Source organism: Novosphingobium sp. Chol11 (assembly GCF_900218065.1).
Lineage (GTDB): Bacteria > Pseudomonadota > Alphaproteobacteria > Sphingomonadales > Sphingomonadaceae > Sphingobium > Sphingobium agri.
In genome coordinates, this window is sequence record NZ_OBMU01000002.1 from 1 (window position 1) to 20,285 (window position 20,285).

General features: G+C 63.2%; 19 protein-coding genes. 8 read left to right on the top strand and 11 right to left on the bottom strand.

The window, feature by feature from the left end:
- The first annotated feature begins 69 nt into the window (after positions 1-69).
- Positions 70-1,017: an alpha/beta hydrolase gene (locus NCHOL11_RS12710; RefSeq protein WP_097092943.1), complete on the top strand. Its 948-nt coding sequence runs from the start codon at positions 70-72 to the stop codon at positions 1,015-1,017.
- 225 nt (positions 1,018-1,242) lie between these two features.
- Here NCHOL11_RS12710 and NCHOL11_RS12715 read toward each other — a convergent pair whose 3' ends face one another.
- Positions 1,243-1,725 carry a nuclear transport factor 2 family protein gene (locus NCHOL11_RS12715; RefSeq protein ID WP_097092944.1) on the bottom strand — a complete coding sequence of 161 codons (483 nt, stop codon included), beginning with the start codon at positions 1,723-1,725 and terminating at the stop codon, positions 1,243-1,245.
- Positions 1,704-2,807 (bottom strand): DUF1214 domain-containing protein, encoded by a 1,104-nt coding sequence (locus NCHOL11_RS12720; protein WP_255254814.1) that lies wholly within the window; start codon positions 2,805-2,807, stop codon positions 1,704-1,706. Before NCHOL11_RS12720 ends, NCHOL11_RS12715 begins: the two co-directional genes overlap by 22 nt.
- 87 nt (positions 2,808-2,894) lie before the next feature.
- Here NCHOL11_RS12720 and NCHOL11_RS12725 point away from each other — a divergent pair, with 87 nt between their 5' ends.
- Entirely contained in the window at positions 2,895-3,296 is a 402-nt protein-coding gene (locus tag NCHOL11_RS12725) for a VOC family protein (RefSeq protein ID WP_097092945.1), read from the top strand.
- 145 nt (positions 3,297-3,441) lie between these two features.
- On the opposite strand, the gene NCHOL11_RS12730 is transcribed toward NCHOL11_RS12725, so the two are convergent.
- Together NCHOL11_RS12730 and NCHOL11_RS12735 are read right to left on the bottom strand one after the other, a co-directional pair.
- Entirely contained in the window at positions 3,442-4,515 is a 1,074-nt protein-coding gene (locus tag NCHOL11_RS12730) for an alcohol dehydrogenase catalytic domain-containing protein (protein WP_097092946.1), read from the bottom strand.
- A complete protein-coding gene (locus tag NCHOL11_RS12735) occupies positions 4,512-5,027 on the bottom strand; it encodes a nuclear transport factor 2 family protein (protein ID WP_176502263.1) in 516 nt (171 codons plus the stop codon). Before NCHOL11_RS12735 ends, NCHOL11_RS12730 begins: the two co-directional genes overlap by 4 nt.
- A gap of 399 nt (positions 5,028-5,426) precedes the next feature.
- Between NCHOL11_RS12735 and NCHOL11_RS12740 the strand changes: the two genes are divergently transcribed.
- Genes NCHOL11_RS12740 through NCHOL11_RS12755 form a run of 4 tightly spaced genes read left to right on the top strand, consistent with a single transcriptional unit; the run spans position 5,427 to position 10,403 of the window.
- Positions 5,427-6,605, top strand: a complete 1,179-nt coding sequence (locus NCHOL11_RS12740) for an HlyD family secretion protein (protein WP_097092948.1) — start codon at positions 5,427-5,429, stop codon at positions 6,603-6,605.
- Complete coding sequence (locus NCHOL11_RS12745) at positions 6,602-8,149, top strand: MDR family MFS transporter (protein WP_255254815.1); 1,548 nt, start codon at positions 6,602-6,604, stop codon at positions 8,147-8,149. The genes NCHOL11_RS12740 and NCHOL11_RS12745 overlap by 4 nt, the downstream gene beginning before the upstream one ends.
- An 8-nt stretch (positions 8,150-8,157) precedes the next feature.
- Positions 8,158-9,579, top strand: coding sequence for an efflux transporter outer membrane subunit (locus NCHOL11_RS12750; RefSeq protein ID WP_097092949.1), 1,422 nt, complete (start codon positions 8,158-8,160; stop codon positions 9,577-9,579).
- Between the two features lie 32 nt (positions 9,580-9,611).
- Positions 9,612-10,403: an SDR family NAD(P)-dependent oxidoreductase gene (locus NCHOL11_RS12755; RefSeq protein ID WP_097092950.1), complete on the top strand. Its 792-nt coding sequence runs from the start codon at positions 9,612-9,614 to the stop codon at positions 10,401-10,403.
- A gap of 165 nt (positions 10,404-10,568) precedes the next feature.
- Here NCHOL11_RS12755 and NCHOL11_RS12760 read toward each other — a convergent pair whose 3' ends face one another.
- The 5 genes from NCHOL11_RS12760 to NCHOL11_RS12780 form a co-directional block, all read right to left on the bottom strand.
- Complete coding sequence (locus NCHOL11_RS12760) at positions 10,569-12,953, bottom strand: TonB-dependent receptor (protein ID WP_236575196.1); 2,385 nt, start codon at positions 12,951-12,953, stop codon at positions 10,569-10,571.
- A gap of 224 nt (positions 12,954-13,177) precedes the next feature.
- The gene (locus NCHOL11_RS12765) at positions 13,178-13,783 is read right to left on the bottom strand and encodes an EthD domain-containing protein (RefSeq protein ID WP_097092951.1); all 606 of its coding nucleotides are present in this window, start codon (positions 13,781-13,783) and stop codon (positions 13,178-13,180) included.
- Complete coding sequence (meaB, locus tag NCHOL11_RS12770; RefSeq protein ID WP_217991077.1) at positions 13,780-14,742, bottom strand: methylmalonyl Co-A mutase-associated GTPase MeaB; 963 nt, start codon at positions 14,740-14,742, stop codon at positions 13,780-13,782. Before meaB ends, NCHOL11_RS12765 begins: the two co-directional genes overlap by 4 nt.
- Positions 14,742-15,167 carry a cobalamin B12-binding domain-containing protein gene (locus NCHOL11_RS12775; protein WP_097092952.1) on the bottom strand — a complete coding sequence of 142 codons (426 nt, stop codon included), beginning with the start codon at positions 15,165-15,167 and terminating at the stop codon, positions 14,742-14,744. Before NCHOL11_RS12775 ends, meaB begins: the two co-directional genes overlap by 1 nt.
- A gap of 5 nt (positions 15,168-15,172) precedes the next feature.
- Positions 15,173-16,894, bottom strand: coding sequence for a methylmalonyl-CoA mutase family protein (locus NCHOL11_RS12780; protein WP_097092953.1), 1,722 nt, complete (start codon positions 16,892-16,894; stop codon positions 15,173-15,175).
- Positions 16,895-17,020: 126 nt separating this feature from the next.
- Between NCHOL11_RS12780 and NCHOL11_RS12785 the strand changes: the two genes are divergently transcribed.
- Positions 17,021-17,890 (top strand): helix-turn-helix domain-containing protein, encoded by an 870-nt coding sequence (locus NCHOL11_RS12785; protein ID WP_097092954.1) that lies wholly within the window; start codon positions 17,021-17,023, stop codon positions 17,888-17,890.
- 14 nt (positions 17,891-17,904) lie between these two features.
- On the top strand, positions 17,905-18,762 hold the full coding sequence (locus tag NCHOL11_RS12790; RefSeq protein ID WP_097093298.1) for a helix-turn-helix transcriptional regulator: 858 nt from the start codon (positions 17,905-17,907) through the stop codon (positions 18,760-18,762).
- Between the two features lie 38 nt (positions 18,763-18,800).
- Here the strand turns inward: NCHOL11_RS12790 and NCHOL11_RS12795 are convergent, their stop codons facing one another.
- Positions 18,801-20,018: a cytochrome P450 gene (locus NCHOL11_RS12795; RefSeq protein ID WP_097092955.1), complete on the bottom strand. Its 1,218-nt coding sequence runs from the start codon at positions 20,016-20,018 to the stop codon at positions 18,801-18,803.
- Complete coding sequence (locus NCHOL11_RS12800) at positions 20,015-20,221, bottom strand: ferredoxin (RefSeq protein WP_097092956.1); 207 nt, start codon at positions 20,219-20,221, stop codon at positions 20,015-20,017. The genes NCHOL11_RS12795 and NCHOL11_RS12800 overlap by 4 nt, the downstream gene beginning before the upstream one ends.
- Between the last annotated feature and the right edge of the window lie 64 nt (positions 20,222-20,285).

Sequence of the window (20,285 nt, forward strand, 5' to 3'; positions counted from 1 at the left end):
GGATAAATCCGGCGACGCGATTGTGTGAATTAATGAAGAAACTGCAGAATTGAAACGAGGAGAATAGAGATGCCGCTCGATCCGCAGCTTGAGGCCATGTTCGCCAATCAGCCGGAATGGCCGCCGATACGGAACATTCCCGTACCCGTATTGCGGGAATCGGTGCGGTCGAGTTCGATCCAGTTGCCGCCGCCGCAGGTGTCGTTGGCGTCGGTTTCCGACCGCACGATCCCGGGACCGAACGGTGAAATACCGGTGCGCATCTATACGCCAGAGGGGAAAGGGCCTTTCCCGGTCACTGCCTATTTCCATGGCGGCGGGTTCGTCGTCGGCGATCTCGACACGCAGGACATGATCGCGCGCGGACTGGCGGCGGGCGCGGAGACCATCGTGGTGTCCGTGGACTATCGCCTGGCGCCCGAGCACAAGTTTCCGGCGGCGTTCGAGGATTGCTGGGCCGCGACCCAGTGGGCGGCGGCGAATGCGGCCGAACTGGGCGGCGACCCTGCCCTGATCGCCGTTGCGGGAGACAGCGCGGGCGGCGTGCTGGCCAGCGCCTGCGCCCTCCTGGCACGCGACGCCGGCGCGCCGCGCATCGCCGCGCAGATCAACTGGTATGGCCCCGGCATCCATCCGATTCCGGAAGAAGGTTCAGCCCTTGAATTCGCGAACGGCCCCGTGCTTCGCCTGGAAGATGCCCATTATTTCTGGGAACTGCACATCAAGGACGAAAGCGATTATGATGATTTTCGCGCCAGTCCGATGAAGGCCGAGAGCCACAAGGGCCTCGCGCCAGCCTTTATCGCCGCCGCCGAGTGCGATCCCATTCGAGACGCGGTGGAAGCCTATGGCCCGGTGCTGGAAAAGGCCGGGGTGGAAGTCGAAGTGAAGCGCTATCCGGGCATGGTCCACGGTTTTGTTTCATGGCTGGGGTTCTTGCCGGGCGCGCAGGAAGCGATGGCCGACGCATGCGCTTTTGCCAAGAAGCAGTTCGCCGCCGCGCGCCAGACTGCGTGAACCATATGAGGCGAAGGGCGGCGCCGCGAGGCTGGAGCCGCCCTTCGGCCAAGGATGATCATATTCAAGTGATCGCCATGCCGGACTTGATCCGGCGCCCGTTTCTTATCTGACGCTGACGATGTAGCGGGACCCCGGATCAAGTCCGGGGTGACGGAAAGGGCCGGATGCGTCCGTAAGACGATCACAGTCTGAGCAGTCCGCGGCGGCTCTTGGCCCCGGCCGCTACTGGCCGCCGATCAGCGCGCGGGCGTCGGCTGATCCGTCAAGCAAGCGATTTACGCGACGCGCCACCTTCCATTCCTTGCCCATGCGTATGAGATGCCAGCTATTGGCGGAGGCGCGATGGGCCTCCCAGCTATCGCCGGACTTGCGGAAGACGACCGAATAGGTCCGGGCGGTCGCCTTGTCACCGTCGAGGTCGATGACCGGCGGGCTAAGGACATGGGCTGCGCCGCCATGGATCAGCGATTGGTGGCTTTCCCCTTCCAGCAAGGCCTGGATCGCGGCGCGGCCCGTGTAGCTGCCGAACCCGCCGACTTCATAAACGCCATCCTCCGTCCAAAGGGCAGCAGCGCCCGCGCAGTCGCCAGCGTCGGCCAATGGGCCATAGCTGGCGATCAAGCCGCGTATCGCTTCCCGATCTTCAAGGACGGCGATACGCGCAGTGAGATCGGCAGGCGCGCTCAGAGCTTTACCACCTTGCATTGCGGCACCGGATGCTCGTCAGCCTCTATCCAGCGCCAGAGGCCGGTGCCCTTGCGATGGCCGGACAGGTCGATCCAGTTGCCATAGCCCGGATCCTTGTCGGCGCAGACCAGGATGACGCTGCCATCTTCTTCATATTTAGCCTGCGCGCCATTGACCCACACCTTGCGGTTCACATGGTCCATGGATTCCATCCACCAATTGTCGATCTGGAAGTTCCAGAAGCGGCATTGGGGCGGCTTTGCGGTGATGACCAGCGCCTCGTCAGGGGCGAGATCATAATAGATGTGCCCATACCAGATTTTCGGATCGCCACCGGCACGCTGATAGACCGACTGTTCCTTGCCCTCATAAAAGCGGTTGGGCTGTTCCATGAACCATTGCGACCAGTCGGCGAAGGTGTTGGCCGTGCCGCGCACCCAGGCGGCAGCACCGTTCAACTGCGCTTCGATCGCTTCCGGCGCCAGAATCGCGGGCACGGTGGGCCCTTCGCTGATCCGTTCGATGCGCACATCCGCTGCGACTTCCGTCCTCTTGTCATTGAAGGTCTGGCGAATGATGAGCAGGGTCGTGTCATCCGCCATCGGAAGCCAATTGCCGGGCTTTTGCGCCTTGCTGACGATGATTTCGAAGCTGCCGTCCGGCCCGAACTGCATGTCGGCAAGCTCGATCTCGCCGGTCGAGGCCATGGTGCCGTCGATCGCATAGCGATTCGCCTTCGACCCGATCGAAAAATAGGGAACGCTGTTCCGCTTGCCAGTGATGCGATATTCGCGATCACCCCGAACGACGATCTGCTGATAGAGATTGTCCGGATTGTCGGCGCCGATCTTGATCGCGTCGTCAGTCAACAGGAAGATGCGGGGGAAATCCGGATCGCTGGAATCGACCAGCATGTTGAGCGCCGTGCGGGTCAGTCGGGAAAGATACCGCAGTCCTTCCGCCTGATCGATCGCCGTTCCCGGCGCAGTGGAACGATCCAGAACTTCCCCAGCCTGCGCCAGTTGATCGCAGAAATTCCGCCAAACTGCCGACAACCGAATGTCACCTGCTGCCTTTTCGGCCATCATTCTCTCCAACATGCGTATCAGCTGATCTGGCTTACGCCATTTTCAGGCGCTAAGACAGAGATTGTCTCACATAAATGCGTAACGCGAAAGGGGTTGAGGATGACCGCACTAGCCTTCAGTTTCACCAAGATCATCGTCGGGGATCTTGCCGCTGCCGAACGTTTCTACACAGAACTCTTTGGCCTAGAGGTGGTGGGTTATCTCAATCTTGGCGAAGGCGAAGAGTTGATGAACGAAGTGATCCTCAAGACCGCTGGCGCTCAGCCGCCCGCGCCCAACTTCATCCTGGTCAGCTATCCCAACCGGACGCCCCCTGCCACAGGAGAGGCGACGACGGGCTTCGTCGTAGATGATCTGGACGCGACGCTGGAAAAGGCGAGTGCTGCCGGTGCAACGATCGAGGTCCCCGCGACCGACATACCCGAACATGGCTTGCGTGCTGCCTATATCATCGATCCGCAGGGCCACAGGGTCGAGTTGTTGCAGACCATGAGCGCCTAGAGCATGATCGGGTCAGAGTGAGCCCAAGCCCGGATGTGATCCGGGCCTCGCCCCGTAATCTAACGCTGCGCAGCCAGCGGGACCCCGGGTCAAGCCCGGGGTGACGTAGAGTAGCGGACGCTTGCGTGAAAGATCATGCTCTCCATCACAGTTCGTGATCGATGACTGCGCGGGTGACCTCCCCCGCCTTCAGCGCGGCGATCGCCTCATTGATCCGGTCGAGCGGCCAGATGCCGCTGATCTGGTCGGCGATGTTCAGCCGACCGTCCCGCGCCTGCGCGATGAGTTCGGGATAATCGCGCTGCGGCAACGCGCCACCGTTCATGGTCGCGATCACCTCACCACCCATGACGAAGCTGCCGAGCGGCAGCGCCGCTTCCGCACCGGGGCGCGACATGCCGATCAGCACGACACGGCCCCCGCGCTTCGTGCAGCGCAAGGCGGTGTTGATGGCGCCCACCGCGCCGCTGCATTCCACCACCACATCAATGGGGCCATGCTCGGCAGCCAAAGCGGCCGCTGCGGCATCGCTGTCCTGTGCGGGGTCTGCCAGCACAAAGGCGGTGGCGCCAAATTGCCGCGCCGTCGCTTCCTTTGCAGGATTGGCATCGACGGCGATCACATTCGCGCCATTCCGCGCCGCGCCCTGAATGGCGTTGACGCCGATGCCGCCCACCCCGAAAACGGCGACGGTGTCCCCGGCGCGCACTCGGCCGAGAACGCGCGAGGCGCAGACGCCCGTCGAGACGGCGCACCCGATCAGCGCACCTTGATCCAGGGGCAGGTCATCGATCGCGAACAATTGCGACGCCTTCACCACGATTTCGCTGGCAAAGGAGGAGACGTTGGCGAAAGAGGCAACCGGCTTTCCATCAAGGGTGAAGGGAAAGCCGGGCGCCATGCCCCAATTGATGTCGCAATTATGCGGCTCCCCGCGCTGGCACTCCCGGCATTCTCCGCACGGTGTTTGCGTACCCACGCAGACATGGTCGCCCACCGACCAGCCCTCTACGCCTGGGCCGAGTTCCGCGATCTCACCGGCGGCCTCATGCCCCAGCACGACCGGGAGGTTGGGCAGGTGCGGCGTCAGCATCGCTATGTCGCTGTGGCAGATGCCGGACCGCAGAACGCGGACACGAACCTCGCCCGGCCCGATGGGGCGAAGCGTCACGGCGTCACTGACGAAGAGCGACTGTCCATCCCAAAGCGCGGCCCTCATGCGCTCAACCCCGCCAGCAGGGGATAGCGGAAGGACGGATCATCACGATCCGCGCGGCCATTGGGTGCATCCTTGCTCATCCGTTCAAAGGCTCCTTCATCAACCGGCACGATCGAACCATGATCGAAGACGAGGCTGCGATAGGTGAATTTCCATTCGCCATCCCGCCTTTCATAGCGGTCGAGATAGCGGCCGAGGGCGATGAAGAGCTTGGCGTCAGGGCCATGGGTACGATGCCAGGCCTCTACATAATGTTCACCTTCGGCATGATCGCCGTCGACGACGAACAGGCTGTTGCTGATGCTGTGGCGGGTCAGGCTCCAATGCGCGGTCACTTCAGGTAGCCAGGCAACGAATGCATCGGGACTGCCTTGAAACATCGCTCCATGGTCGTCGATCGCATCATCATGATAGAGGGTTCGCACGAGAGCGAAGTCGCGGCGATCACATCCGCGACAGTAGCGCATCACCAGATCGTGCAGCGCAATCCGGTCGAGCAATGACTGCGACATATTTCTCTCCATTCCGGTCGCGAGGCCGGATTGTTATCGTTCCACGATGTCGAATAGCGGCTATCCTGCGCATAGGGGAAGCGCAAAAAGAGCCGAACCGCTGCTTTTCGTAGCAGCCGGATCTGCGCAAAGGGATTTGGAGTTATCACGGAGATCGTTTATAATTCTGGTAACCCCGACGTTAAAAATGGGGAAGAGGATGGAACCTGACAGTACCATATTCTTGTTATGTCCCTTTCGATTGCTGTGCCTGGCTAGCGGTACATCGGCGCTTATAGGGTTGAGCGTGATCCTCCTGCTGACCTGACAACATTTCCGATCCGGGATCGGAAAAATACTTGCCTTCCGCCTGCGGCAAACCCTAAGCCGTCGCCGTAAAGCCGAGACGGTAGGAATGATATGACCGAAGCTAAGGGGCCGTCGACCGACAGGGCCGAGGCAGGGACCCTTCCCCACGAAGACGTTCATGACAGCGCGAGCAATCCGAAGCGGCGCAAGCTGGGCCTGATCCTGGGCACGGCTGCTGTGATCGTGCTGATCATCGGGGCGATCTGGTTCATACGCCACCAGACATATGGCAAATATCAGCAGAGCACCGAAGACGCCTATCTGCAGGCCGACAGCGTCACCGTGTCCGCCCGCGTTTCGGGCTATATCAGCGAAGTGCTGGTGCATGAGAATCAGGATGTGAAGCCTGGTCAACCGCTGCTGCGGATCGAAGCGCCGGATTACCCGGCTCAGGCGGCACAGGGGCAGGCGCAGATCAATCTGGCAGCGGCCAATGCCGAGAATGCGCAAGCGCTGATCGGCGAACAGGAAGCCGCCATCGCGCAAGCCCGCGCCATGCTGGCGGCGGCGCAGACCAAGGCGCGCTTTGCCGCAGCCGAGGTGGCGCGCTACACCCCGCTCGCCGCGAGTGGAGCGGAGCCACGGGAAAAGCTGGCAACGCTTCGCACCCAGGCGGCGCAGGCGGCGCAGGATGTCGCGGCACAGCGCGCGACGACGGAGGGCGCGGAACGGCGCATCGCCAGCCTGCAAGCGCAGATCGCCCAGGCGAAGGCGCAGGGCCAGAGCGCGCGCGCCCAGCTTGAGGCGGCGCAGCGCAATGTCCGCGACATGGTGATCCGCGCGAGCGTCGCCGGGCGGGTGGGCGACCTTTCCGCACGGGTAGGGCAGTTCGTGCAGCCGGGCCTGCGCCTCATGTCCGTCGTGCCGGTCGAACAGCTGTATCTGGAAGCGAATTTCAAGGAAACGCAGCTCGGCCTGATGCGGCAGGGGCAGCCAGCGGAGATCGAGGTCGACGCTCTGCCGGGCATGACGCTGCATGGCCATGTCGCAAGCCTTGCGCCCGGCACCGGCGCGCAATTCTCGCTGCTGCCGCCGCAGAACGCGACCGGCAACTTCACCAAGATCGTTCAGCGGGTGCCGGTGCGGATCGCGATCGATGCTGATCCGTCGATCAAGAAGCTGTTGCTGCCCGGCATGTCCGTCGGCGTATCTGTGGACACGCGCTCGGCTCGCGAAGAGCTGGAGCGGCTCAAGAGTAACCAGCAGGTCCGGCGGGAAGCCGCCAAGTGAACGCAGCCCAGCCTGAGACAGCGCAGCGCGCGAGCGCGGCGGACTGGCTCGCGGTTGCGGCAGGCACGCTGGGCGCGATGATGGCGATGCTCGACATCTCCATCGTCAATTCGGCCTTGCCGATCATCCAGGGCGAAATCGGCGCCAGCGGGACGGAAGGCACGTGGATCGCGACGTCGTTCATCGTTGCCGAAATCGTCATCATCCCCCTGGCAGGCTGGTTGCAGCGGCTGTTGGGGCTGCGCAATTTCCTCATCATCGCGACGATCGGCTTTGTCCTCTTTTCGATGATCTGCGGCATGGCGCAGACATTGCCGGTGATGATCGGCGGGCGGATCGGCCAGGGCATCACGGGCGGCGCGCTGATCCCGACGGCGATGACCATCATCGCGACGCGGCTGCCCCGCCACCAGCAACCTGTCGGCAACTCGCTCTTTGGCGCGACCGCCATCCTGGGGCCTATCATGGGGCCGGTGCTGGGCGGCTGGCTGACCGAGAATTGGAGCTGGCACTATGCCTTCTTCCTCAATCTTCCGGTCGGCGTTGCGCTGCTGCTTTTGCTGTTCGTCGCGCTGCCGCATGAGCGGGCGCGGCTGGACCTGATCGGCGAGGCGGACTGGCTGGGCGTGTTCGGCCTGATCCTGGGGCTCGGCGGCCTTACCGTCGTGCTGGAGGAAGGCGAGCGGGAACAGTGGTTCGAATCCTCGACGATCATCTGGCTCACCATCACGGCGGTCGCGGGCTTTGCCATGCTGCTGGCGGGGCAGATGCGTTCGGAGCGGCCAGTGATCCGGCTGCGGCTGCTGCTCGACCGGCAGTTCGGCGCGGTGTTCATCATGGCGATGATGATCGGCATGGTGATCTACGGCACATCCTATGTCATCCCGCAGTTCCTGACGGCGATCGCGCATTATAACGCGCTGCAATCGGGGCAGATCGTCCTGCTTTCCGGGATACCGATGGTGCTGATGATGCCGTTCATGCCATGGGCGATCCGGACCGTGCCGATCCATCTGTCGGTGCTGGTTGGACTGGCCCTGCTGATCCTCAGCACCTATATCGAAACGTCGCTGACATCGGCGTCGACTGGCGCCGACTTCGTCGATTCCCAGCTGATGCGCGGGGTCGGCACCATTTGCGTCATGATGTTCCTGAATCAGGCTGCCATCCGGTCGGTGCCCACGTCGCTGGCCGCCGACGCGTCAGGCCTGTACAACGCAGCGCGCAATCTGGGCGGTTCGTTCGCGCTGGCGGGAATCGCGGTCATGCAGGATCAGCGCTTGTGGCTCCACAGCCGCAGGATGGAGGAAAACCTCGCCGCCAACGGGCTTGGCCTGCAAAATTATGTGGACATGCAGGCGCAGGCGCTTGGCGGGCATGAGGCAGCCTACCGCATGATCGAGCAAGGCATTTATACGCAGGCGCTGACCATGACCTATATCGACCTGTTCTGGATGCTGATCATCGCCATCCTCTGCACCGCGCCGCTCGTCTTCTTCCTTCGCCCCTTGCCACAGCATGCCGCGCCCGTGGGCGCCCATTGAGATCGCCAATGCGTAACCGATCCGCCATTGCCTTCATCCTCCTGCTGGCCACGGCCTGTACCGCTGGCCCCGACTATCGGGGGCCACAAGAGGCAGCCCCTCCCCCGCCGCCAAACTTCGTCAGGGGCAGTGCGGACAGCACATCCGTTGACGGTGCCAGCCCTTGGTGGACGAGCCTGGGCGATCCGGTTCTCAACCAGTTGATCGACCGCGCGCTGAGCGGCAATCCGCGTCTGGACGCTGCTGCCGCCCGTATCCGGCAGGCGCGCGCCACGCTTCGGCAAAGGCGGGCGGATGAATTGCCGACGATCAACGGATCAGCCATTTATGCAAAGGCGCGTTTACCCGGGCAGTCCGAGGACGGGGGCGCCACCACATTAGACCTTTACAATCTGGGTTTCGACGCGAGCTGGGAGCTGGATCTCTTCGGCGGCTCCCGCCGCGCGGTCGAGGCTAGCCGGGCCGATGTGGCGGCAAGCGAGGCAAGCCTGGAAGACGCGCGCGTCAGCCTGTCGGCGGAAGTGGCGCAAAGCTATGTCGATCTGCGGGACCGGCAGCAGCGGCTTGCGCTGGGCGCAGAGGCCCTGGCCTTGCAGGATGAGGAAGTCGCCCTCACCCGGCAGCGGTTTGAGCGCGGGACGATTGCGCGCGGCGACTTGCTGCAACGGGAATCCGACAGGGACGGAGCGCGGGCGAGATTGGCGCCGATGCGGGCAGAAATCGATTCGCTGAAAGACAAGCTGGCGGTGCTAACCGGCGGCGCTCCGGGTTCACTCGACGGCATGTTGGATGCGCCGATGCCCCTACCTTTGCCGCCTGCGCAAGTCGCGGTCGGTGATCCAGCTGCGCTGTTGCAGCGTCGCCCCGACATCAGGGCAGCGGAACGCAAGCTGGCGGCGCAGACCGCGCGGATCGGCGTGGCGGACGCGGCGCGCTTTCCGCACATCAGTTTCCTCGGGCTGATCGGCCTCGGTGGATCATCGCCGGAAGATTTGGTCGACCTGGACAAGTTCACGGTGGCGGCGGTGCCGCGGATCAGCTGGTCTTTCCTCGACTTTGGCAAAGCGCGGGCGCGGATCAATGCGGCGGAGGCGCAGCGGGACGAGGCGGCGGCGGATTACCGGGCGGCCGTGCTGGGAGCGTTGCAGGATGCGGAGGGATCGCTGGCGCGGTTCCAGCGGCAGCGCGAGAGCCTGGCGGATCTAGTGCGGGCGGAGCAACAGGGGAAAGCGGCGGCCGAACTTGCGCGGCAGCGGAGCGAGGCGGGGACGATTTCACGCATTAATTATCTGGAAAGCCGCCGTTCGCTTTTGAACGCTTCGCAGGCGCGGGTCCAGACGGCGGCGGCGTTGACCAGCAGCTTTATCAGTGTTGAAAAAGCTTTGGGGCTCGGTTGGCAGGGGGTGGGCACCGCTGAACCTTCTAAATAGTTGCGAATAAGAAACGAAATAGGAGAGTATGGATGAACGCGAATTATGCGCGGGGTTGCCGTCGCCTGGAAGGCAAGGCCGTCGTGGTGGCGGGCGCCTCCACCGGCATTGGCCGGGGCACGGCCTTGCGGCTGGCGGCGGAGGGCGCGACCGTCGCCGTGGCCGCGCCGGCGGGTGAAAAGGCAAAGATCGACAGCCTGGTCGAGGAGATCAACGCGATGGGCAGTCGGGCTGTTGGCTATGCATTCGATGCCACGGATGACGCGTCGGTCGCGGCGTTGATCGACGGCGCGGCGAGCAGCTTTGGCGGCATCGACGCGGTCCATGCCAATTTTGCTGACCTGCGCGTGCTGATGTCGGACAGCGATGCGCTCACCGTGACCGAAGAGGTGATGGAGCGCACGCTGGACGTCAATTTGAAGGGCATGCTGCGGATCACGCGCCATGCCGTGCCCAAGCTTCTGGAACGCGGAGGCGGCGCGATGATCTATACCTCGTCAGCAGCGGCCATCGCGGCGGAGCCGGTACGTCCCTGCTATGCTATGGCAAAGGCCGGGATCAACGCGCTGGTGCGTCATGTCGCAAGCGGCTGGGGCCAGCAGGGCATCCGGGCCAATGCGATCATGCCGGGCCTGATCATCACGCCAGAGCTTCGCCAGACGATGCCGACCGATTTCCAGCAGGAGGTGCTGGCAAGGGGCCGGTCTCCGCGTCTGGGCGAAGTGGAGGATATCGCGGCGATGGTGGCGTTGCTTGTGAGCCAGGATGGCGAGTGGATCAGCGGCCAGTGCATTGCCGTGGATGGGGGATCGACGGTTAATTAGACGTCGACTCCGGTAGATGCCATTCCCCCTCCCGCAGGCGGGAGGGGGTCAGGGGGTGGGTTAGCGCCACCTCGGACTTGTTCTTCAAAGGCTTGCGTCGAAGCTCGCTTCGCTCGCGCTCACCCCTAACCCCTCCCGCCTGCGGAAGGGGAATGTTGGGGGTGATCAGAAGGCGATCTTGGCGTCGATGCCGTAGGAGATCGGCTTGTTGAACGTCGCACCGGCAAAACCCAGGGCACCGAAGTCGATGCCGTAGACCAGACGCTGCTGGTTCAGCAGATTGTCGCCCCAGACGCCTACGTCGAGCTTGCCGCTGCCAAGGTCGATGCCTTCCACAGACAGGCGTGCCTTGACGTTGGTCTGGCTGGGCGAGACGATCTGTTCGTTGAACGGCGCGGTGTTGTCGAGCGCGTTGAAGTAGATCTTCGAGCGGTAGGAATAGTCGCCACGCAGACGGACTAGCGTGTCGCCGCCGCCGATCGGGTGCGAATATTCAGCGCCGACATGGACGTTCCACTTTGGCGTGTAGAGCGGTCGTGCCTCGTCAGCGACATCGAGAACCGTGTTGGTGCCCGGATCGCGGAAGAGGAACGTCTTGTAGTTATGCTTCACATAGCCGACCGAACCGTCGATCTGGAAACCCTGGAACGGCGCTGCGGTCAGTTCCGCTTCGAAGCCCGACAGGCGCACCTTACCCGCGTTCACGATCAACGAGGTGGCGCCGCCGCTGCCCGCGGCGAACTGCTGGACCTGAAGATCATCATAGTCCGTCATGTAACCAGCGAGGTTCAGGCGCAGGCGGTTGTCGAACCACTGCGACTTGATACCGGCCTCGTAAGAGGTGGCTTTTTCCGGATCGAAGCCGTTGATGGTGCCGCCGCGCGGGTTGATGCCGCCCGAACGATAGCCGGTCGAAACGCGGCCATAGAGCATCACGTCATCCATGACCTCATAGGACACCGACGCCAGCCAGGAGAAATTGTCGAAGCTGCGGCGGCCACGCTGCACGGGGAAAACATCCCCCGCGAGATAGATGGTCTTGTCGTCAGCGGTATGGCGGCCACCGAGGGTCACTTCGAGCTTCTCGTCCAGCGAGGCAGGCTTCCAGCTCACCTGACCGAAGAGCGCCATCGACTGCGACGTGCCGCCGAAGGCCTGAACGGGCGTCGCATTGATGCCGACCGTTGCGAGGCCGGGGTTGGCCGCCGCTACTGCGGCACCCGTGCCGACGGGGAAGCCGTAGAAATCAAGGGCAGCAGGCGGCGCCAAAATCGTCAATGCCTGCTGGTTATATTCCGACGATTTTTCGTAGAAATAATACATGCCGAGCAGGTAGTTGAAGTCGCCGACCTTACCGAGCGCCTGGAATTCCTGGCTGAACTGCCACTGTTTCTGCGGTGCATTGTTCCCGGTGTAGGGAACGACATCCTGGACGGAAACCAGCGTCGGCGAGGTGAAGTCCACGACTGGACCACGCAGTACACCGTTACCCGACAGGTTCAGGATCGTGTCCTGGAAGAACTTGCGGTATCCGGTAATCGACTTCAGTGTCAGTTCCGGAATGGCGTCATAGTTGATGGTCAGTGCATGACCATGAACGCGGGTCTTGCTGCCGTAACGGAAATCGCCATTGCGGTCGGTGAAGCCCGCCTGCTGGACCGTGCCCTGACGATCCGGGCTGACGAGGAACGGCGCGCCGCCGAAGCTGGGCGACTGCGAATAATAATCCTGCGCCTGTGGCGTCGCCGCGACGATCTGGAAGAAGGCAGGCGTGCCCTTCCGGTTGTCATAGTCGAAGCTGTAGTTGACCGTGACGTCGCCGAGGTCCGCCTGCAGGCCGATGGCGAGCGAGTCCGCGTTGAGCGAGCCGGGGTCCTGCCGGGCGGGCGTCAGGATATTGTCCACGTAGCCGTCACCTTCACGATGCTGGTAGGCGATAGACGCCTTCAGCACGTCACCGAGGATATAGCCGGTGTCGAGGCGCGCGCGCGCGTACCATTCGTTGAAGCGGCCGTAGCCAGCCTTGGCCGTGACGGCCATGTCATTGGCGGGCTTCTTGGTGATCAGCTGCAGCGCGCCGCCGATGGTGTTGCGGCCGAACAGCGTGCCCTGCGGACCGCGCAGAACTTCGATGCGCTCAAGGTCGATAAGGTCGAACACGGCACCAGCCGCGCGAGCGAGGTAGACGCCGTCGAGATAGACGCCAACGCCCTGTTCCGACACGGCGGAAGGCTCGTTGTTGCCGATGCCGCGAATGTAGATGGTCGCGGCCGAAAGGCTGGACGGCTGCTGTTCGATCGTGATGTTCGGCGCGAAGTTCGGCACGTCCGTCGGATCGGAGATATTCTGCCGTTCGATGAAGTCGCCGCTGAGCGCGGTCACAGCTACGGGAACGTCCTGCAGCGTTTCAGCGGAACGGCGCGCGGTCACGACAATGTCGCCCAGGCTCGTCGAAGGCTCCTGCGCGGCGGAAGACTGTTCCTGCGCGTTTGCGGATACGGAAAAAGGAACGAGAATTGCGGTGACGCCCGCAAGCAACATGGATTTCATATATCCTCCCAAACACAGTTGTTCTTCGTCAACAGTGCGGCATTTATCGTTGTCGGCGCGCTTTACACCGGAAAAAGCGCCTGTTGAGCCCGAACATGAAGAAACATGTCCGATGCGGTTCCGTTAGTCGCAATTATCGCTTACATCAACCCGCTAGTTGCAATCTGCGTAACATATAACGTTTATGTCTACGCTGTTGCATAATCCCAACAGTGAGTGGCTACTCAGGAAGGCGAGCCCAGCAGTCGTGATGCGGGGGTTTCCGCGTGGCGGACGAGCAGCTTTTGAACGGAAAGACCCTGCGGGATGCTGGGGTCCTGCGATCCGGGCAGCCACAGCACTGCCTTCGCAGGGAAAGCCCTTTCGGTCCAATTGGTTGTGAAGTCGATGGATACGCCTGCCATGTCCTTGGCGAGGCTGCGCGCCCAATCAGTGACTGCGGAGCGCAAGTCGACATGTCCGGCACTGTCCTGAACCAGCAAGGCTGTGCGCAGGCCGTCAGTCGCCGCGCGCGGTCCGGAGGACAGGATTACTTCCTCCACGCCAGCGGGGGCGATCACGGATCGGTCCATGAAACGTTCTTCGTCGGCGGCCATGATTTCGCCCACTGGCCCCGCCATCAGCGCGGCGGCGGCTTCTATATCGTCAGACCAGAATTCGCTGATGGTGTCCCAGCCGAAGGCCTGCGTCCCGATGACATGGTTGCGCGCGTAGGCCGAAAAGGGGAAGTAGCCGATCGCCAGAGGAACATGATGATCCTCATAATAAAGCTGGAAATCTTCACGGGTGCTGCCGGGCTTGTGCGCCAGGGCGCAGATGGATTTGGTCATGCTGCTGCACTCTTTCCAGATAGGGTGGCGACAATCTGCTCTGCCGCCGCGTAGGGATCAAGCTGCCGCGTTTCGACACGGTGCATGATGGCGTCGCCGCTTATGCTGACGGCGCGGTCGGCAAGCGCGTCGCGCACCAGCGAAAGAACTTGCTCGCGGGCGCGCATGCGGCTGCGGCTTATGAAGTCGCCATGGCCGTCCAGCCAGGCGCGGTGAGCGGCGATGGCGTCAACGATGGCATCCGCCCCCTCACCCTTTGCGGCCACGGCGCGCAGCAGGGGCACGTGCCAGCGCTGATCCGTGACCGTTTGCGCGCGAAGGTGGAGCATCAATTCCATCTGGCGGTGGGTCGCGTCATAGCCGTCCCGGTCGGCTTTATTGACGACGAAAATGTCGCCTGCCTCCATAAGGCCCGCCTTCACCGCCTGGATCTCGTCGCCAAGGCCAGGCACCGCGATGATGACGGTCGTGTGGGCGAGGTTCACGACATCAATCTCATCCTGACCCACGCCAACGGTTTCGACGAGGATGATGTCATAGCCCATGGCATCGAAGACGAGGCAGGCGTCATGGGTGGAGCGGGACAGGCCGCCCGCCTGACCCCGCGTGCCGAGCGAGCGGATGAAGACGCCCGGATCAAGCGCGTGACGGCTCATGCGGACGCGGTCGCCCAGGATGGCGCCCCCGGTAAAGGGACTGGAGGGATCGACGGCGATGACGGCGACGCGCTGGCCACGTTTGCGCCATTCAGTGACGAGCGTATCGGTGAGAGTGGACTTGCCAGCGCCGGGCGGCCCGGTGACGCCCACCACCTGCGCTCGGCCCGTTTGCGGATAGACGGCAGCAAGCACCTCCGGCCCGCGCGGGTCGCGATCATCGAGCCAGCGGATGGCGCGCGCGCCTGCCGCGACTTCCCCGGCAAGAAGGCGGTTCGCGACATCCGCCGCGCGCTGCATCATCAGGCGGCATCCTCCGCCAGCCGCTGCGCCCACCAGCTTTCGAGATAGGCGACGATGTCGCGCGTGTCCGAACCCATGGTGAAGATGCGATCAACGCCCGCCTGTTCGAGGATCGGCTTGTCCTCTTCGGGGATAACGCCGCCCGCAACGAGCAGCTTGTCACCCGCGCCCGCTTCGCGGAGCAGGCGGGCGAGCTTGGGCAGGCTGCGGGTATGACCGGCGGACAGGGTGGAGATGCCGACGACATCCACATCCTCCTGCACCGCGGCGGCGCAGACCATTTCCGGGGTTTGCTTGAGGCCGGTGAAGATCACTTCCATCCCCGCTTCTCGCAAGGCGTGGCCGATGACGGTGACGCCGACGGTGTGCGTGTCCATGCCAAGCTTGGCGAGCAGGACGCGCAAGGGGCGCTTGAATGTGGTCATGCTGGTCAGATTCCCATCAACTGGCTGTCGGCGCTGTGGACGCCGAAGACGTCGCGCATCGCGTTGCAGATTTCGCCGTGCGTCGCGTAGAGTTTGACGGCTTCGAGGCAGGGCGGGACCATGTTCGCGCCGGTGCGGGCGGCGTCGCGCACCTTTTCCAACGCGGCATCGACGGCGGGCTGGTCGCGGCGGGCGCGCAGATCGCGAACCTTGCGGATCTGCTCCTCCTCCATCGCTTCGTCGAGGCGGAAGATTTCGATCTCGCGCGCCTCATCCTCGCGGGTGAGGTGGTTGACGCCGACCCATTTGCGGCGGCCTTCCTCAATATCCTTGTTGCGCTCATATTGTTCGCGGCCGAGCGCGCGCTGGATATAGCCGGTCTCGATTGCTTTCAGCGCGCCGCCCATGGCGAAGACCTTCTCCATCTCCGCGAAGGCGGCGTCTTCCATCTGCTTGGTCAACGTCTCGACATAATAGGAGCCTGCGAGTGGATCGATCGTCTCGGCGACGCCGGTTTCATGGGCGACGATATGCTGGATCGCGGCGCCAACGCGGATTGCGTTTTCGGCTGGCAGGGCGTGGGCCTCGTCATAAAGCGGCGTCGTCATAGCCTCCCCTGCCCCGCCGAGCGCGCAGGCGGTCGCCATGATGCCGAGGCGGGCGATGTTGTTCAGCGGCTGCTGAAGGGTGAGCGCGATGGTGGTCGGCGACGTCATCATGCGGATCTTGAGCGCTTCGGGCTTCGACGCGCCGTAACGCTCCTTCATCAGCCGCGCCCAGCATTTGCGGAAGGCGCGCAGCTTGCAGACACCTTCGAAGAAATCCATGTCCACATTGACGACGAAGTGATTGATGTACGGCGCGACCGTGTCGATATCGAGCCCGCGTTCCAGCACCGCGTCGATATAGGCGCAGGCGATGGCGAGCGAATAGGCAATCTCCTGCACCGGGTTTGCCTTGGCGGGCTGAAGCTGGGCGGAAATGATCGAGATCGGCGCCCAATTGGGATGGTTGCGGATGATATATTCGATGCAGTCCGTCGCGATGCGCAATCCATGTTCGGGCGGATATATGTAGCGGCCGACGCAGGTATATTCGATCAAGATACCGTTCACGATGTGGAGGACGAAATCCTTGGGGTCCACGCCCTTCTTTTCCAGCGCGGCGATGATCATGGCTAGGTTGACCGGCTGCGGCGCGTTGCAGACGCTCATCAGATATCTGAGCTTGTCGAAGGGGAGGTCAAAGGCCTTTTCCAGATCTTCCAGGCTATCGAGCGCCATCCCTGCCCGGCCGACTTCGCCCTCCACGATGGGATCGTCACTGTCATAGCCATTGGTGGTGGCGAGATCATATTCGAGGATCAGGCCGGAGAGGCCTTGGTCCAGCATGTAGCGGGCGCGCTTCGCCCAATCCTCACCCTTGCCGAAGCCGGTGACCTGGGTCATTGTCCAGAAATCGGTGCGGTGGCCGTTGGGGCGGGTCGAACGGGTGTAGGGATATTCGCCGGGGAAGCCGAGATCTGCGCTGTAATCGAAGCCTATCGCGTCGAGATCTGCGGGCGTGTAGAGCGGCTTGATCGGCCATTTGAGCGCCTGCGTCACGAACGGGTCGCGGCGCTCGGGGCGGTCGCCCATGGCGGGGCCGCGCGTTTCCTGCTGCCAGCGCGCTTCTTCCCGAGCGATCGGGTCTGTGGCAGGCGTGATGGGTCCGGTCGGGCGATTCATGGGGGGCACTCTCCTTGGCCGTAATGCTATGCAGCGGCCGAGGGCGCGCTCAAGCTTCGCCGGAGCGAGTGCGCATGATTGTCACATGATCTCGTAATATATCGCGCGATGTGATAAGCGGCGCCCATGGATGCGATTTCGATCCGGCTGGCGCGGGAGAGCGCCGACATCGTGCGGCGGTCGGTCGGGCTGGATGGCGCGGTGGTCGAAATTTGCGCCTACCCCGAAGTGCGGGAAGAGACGGTGCAGATGGTCGAGCCGCAGTCAGTCCTGATGCTTGGGCTGTCACGACTGCTGACCGGGTCGGAGGGGCGGAAGGCGGGTGATCCGCGCCGTCCGTTCGCGCGCATGGGCGCGCTGGCCCTGCGCCCGGCTGGCGTGCCGATGGAGTTTCATGTGGCGCAAGGCGCGTTCGACACCATCCGCATCCGCTTTGAGGATGAGCGGATTGCCCCGGCGCTGACGGGAATCAGTTTCGACGATGCGACGCTCAGCGCCTGTTTCGACATGCATTCGCCGCCGATCGAGGAAGCGATGCTGCGGCTGGCGGCCGAGGTGGAGAACCCGGGCGACGACAGCGCCGATGTCGGTGAGGCTTTGGTGCGGCTGATCCTGCTCGACCTGCGGCGGTTCCTGACCCAGGCGGCGGAGCGCGCCGGGCGGCGGCGGGGTGGACTGTCCGCACGGGCGCTGCGCATTGCGCTGGCGATGATTGACGCGCCTGGTGATGCACCCTCGATCGATGCAATGGCGGAACGGTGTGGGATCAGCCGGGATCATTTCATCCGCTGTTTCCACCACTCGACGGGGATTAGTCCCGGCGCGGCGATCCGGCGGCGGCGTATCGATCGGGCCAAGGCGATGCTGACCGAGGATCAGGGGTCGATTGAGGAGATCGCGCGGGCGTTGGGCTATGCTGGGGCTCCATCCTTTACGGCTGCGTTTCGGCGCGAGACGGGGCGGCCGCCGGGTGCCTGGCGGGCGTTGATGCGATAGGGATGGCGGCGAACATGGACGATATCGACTTCACCGCCACGGTCATCGCATCCTGCACTGTGTCGGGCGGGCGGTTCGAGCTGGTGGAATGGCATTGGCCCGACATGGTGAGCTTCGAGCAGACGCAGCAGCAGCTGATGCTGGAAATGTCGCTGCCCCCGATGGCGGCCGACGCATCGGCCTATTTCCCGGATATCGACCCGGAACGGCGCTGCTTCATGGGCGCGCTGTTCGTCCGCCATCCGGGCGTCGCGATTGGCGGGCGATCGGAAGGCAGGCAGATCCGCGTGATCCGATGCCTTTTCGACGAGCAGCATGGGGCGGCGATCATTGGCACGGGCGCGCCTTCGCTGCCATTTCTGCAAGGGCTGCTGAATATTCGGAACGACGCGCTGCGCAGCCTGATGCGGCTGGCCCATCGTGAATTGATCAATCCGCTCGATCGGTCGAGCGAGGCCATGGAGGCGCTGTTTCAGCTGGTGCGGGTGGAGCTGGGCCGGGTGTTCCATCAGGCTGCGGGCGCGGCGACGGCCAGCCGCCTCGCGCCCTGGCAGTTCCGCCGTATTCGCGAGCGGATAGAGGCAGGCGCGCCTATGCCTGGCGTCTCTGAACTGGCTGCCCTGTGCGGGATCAGCACGCGGCATCTGCATCGGCAGTTCCTGGCGCTGACCGGCAAGACCATTTCAGACTATATCGAAACCTACCGCATCGAGCAGTCGAAGCTTCTGCTGGCGCGCGGCGATGTGCCGATGAAGCAGGTGGCGGAGCAAGCGGGATTTTCGCACGGCAACAGCTTTGCCCGTGCCTTTCGCCGGGCGACGGGTTTGTCTCCGCGCGAATATCGGCAGCGGTCGGCGGCTTTGATGGAGTGAGAGCGCGGAGGGCTTCTCGCGCAACCTCCGCACCCTTCTCACCAGCGCAGTTTGAGCGAGGTGAAGCCCATGACCGGGCCGCCGAAGACGGACTCCGCGTCCTGATCGGGGTCCAGTTCAAATTCGGGAATTTGCCGCAGCCATTCTTGTAGCGAGATCATGATCTCCCGTTTGGCGAGGTGCGACCCGATGCAACGGTGCGGGCCGAGGCCGAAGGTGACGTGATTGTTGACCTTGCGATCGAGGTCGATCGTCTGCGGGTCGCTGAACGTGCGCGGGTCGCGGTTCGCTACCGTATTGGGCAGGACGACGCGATCATTGCGGCGGAACTGCACGCCTTTGAACTCACAATCATGGGTGACGCGGCGATAGATGTTGGAGACCGCGTTGATGCGCATAAGCTCCTCGATGGCGAGGAGGAATGCGGATGGATCATCCAGCCGGTCGCGGAACTTCTGCCGCGCGTCGGCCGATGTCGCGAGGTAGCGCCAGACATAGGTCATGGTGTTCGTGACCGTATCCAGCCCAGCGACGAACAGCAGGAAGCCGCAGTTGATGATGTCGGTCCAAGGGAAGGGATTGCCATCCGCGTCGCGCGATTGCACCACGGTGGAGGCTATGTCGGTGCCGGGATTGCGCTCCTTCTCGCGGAACAATTCCTCCAGCACTTCATAGATTTCGAGCAGGTTTGCGGCACGTACGTCCGGGTCGGTGCTGCGGAAGAAGGTGTCGGAGATGCGCAGGAATTCTGGCAGGCGCTCTTCAGGCAGGCCAAACAGTTCGAGGAACGTGCCGGTCGGGAATTTGGCGGCATAGTCGTGCACGAAGTCGCACCCGCCGTTCCCGGCGAAACCGGAGATGAGGCGTTCGGCGCGGCTTTGCAAGCCATCGGTCATGCGGCGGACGGCGAGCGGCGTGAACATGGGCGCAAGCAATTTGCGGAACACGTCATGCTGTGGCGGATCGACGCCATTGGGCTGAAGAACCGGATAGGGTTCGAGCGGGGGAATCTGCGCCTTGTGCGTCGAGAAAATCTCGTGATTGCGATAGGCTTCGGCGATGTCGGCGTAGCGAAGGAACACCCAATGGCCGCCATTGCGCGGCGTGTAGAAAATGGGCGGCGCACCTTTTTGGATAAGGCCGTGCCATATCTGCACCGGATCGGACACGTCGGCAGGCATGTCGAAAAAGTCGAAATCCAGGATCAAGTCTTCAGGCACATGGGTTGGCGCGGCGGGATAATAGGTGACGGTCATGCCACCGCTCCCTTCGCGATGCGGAGAGCCCCTTCCGGGCAATTGCGCACGGCGAGCCGCACCTTTTCCTCAAGCTCCGGGGGGAATTCGGGCTGTTCTATGACGACCTTTCCCTCGATCGCGTCGGTGGAAAACACCTCCGGGCACAGGTCTTCGCATCGGGCGTGCCCCTGACATTGGGCAAGATTGGCAACCACTCTCATCGGGCCAGACTCTCCTGATCATGTGTTGCCGCCTTTTACCAAAGCGGTGATCGGGGGCCTATTG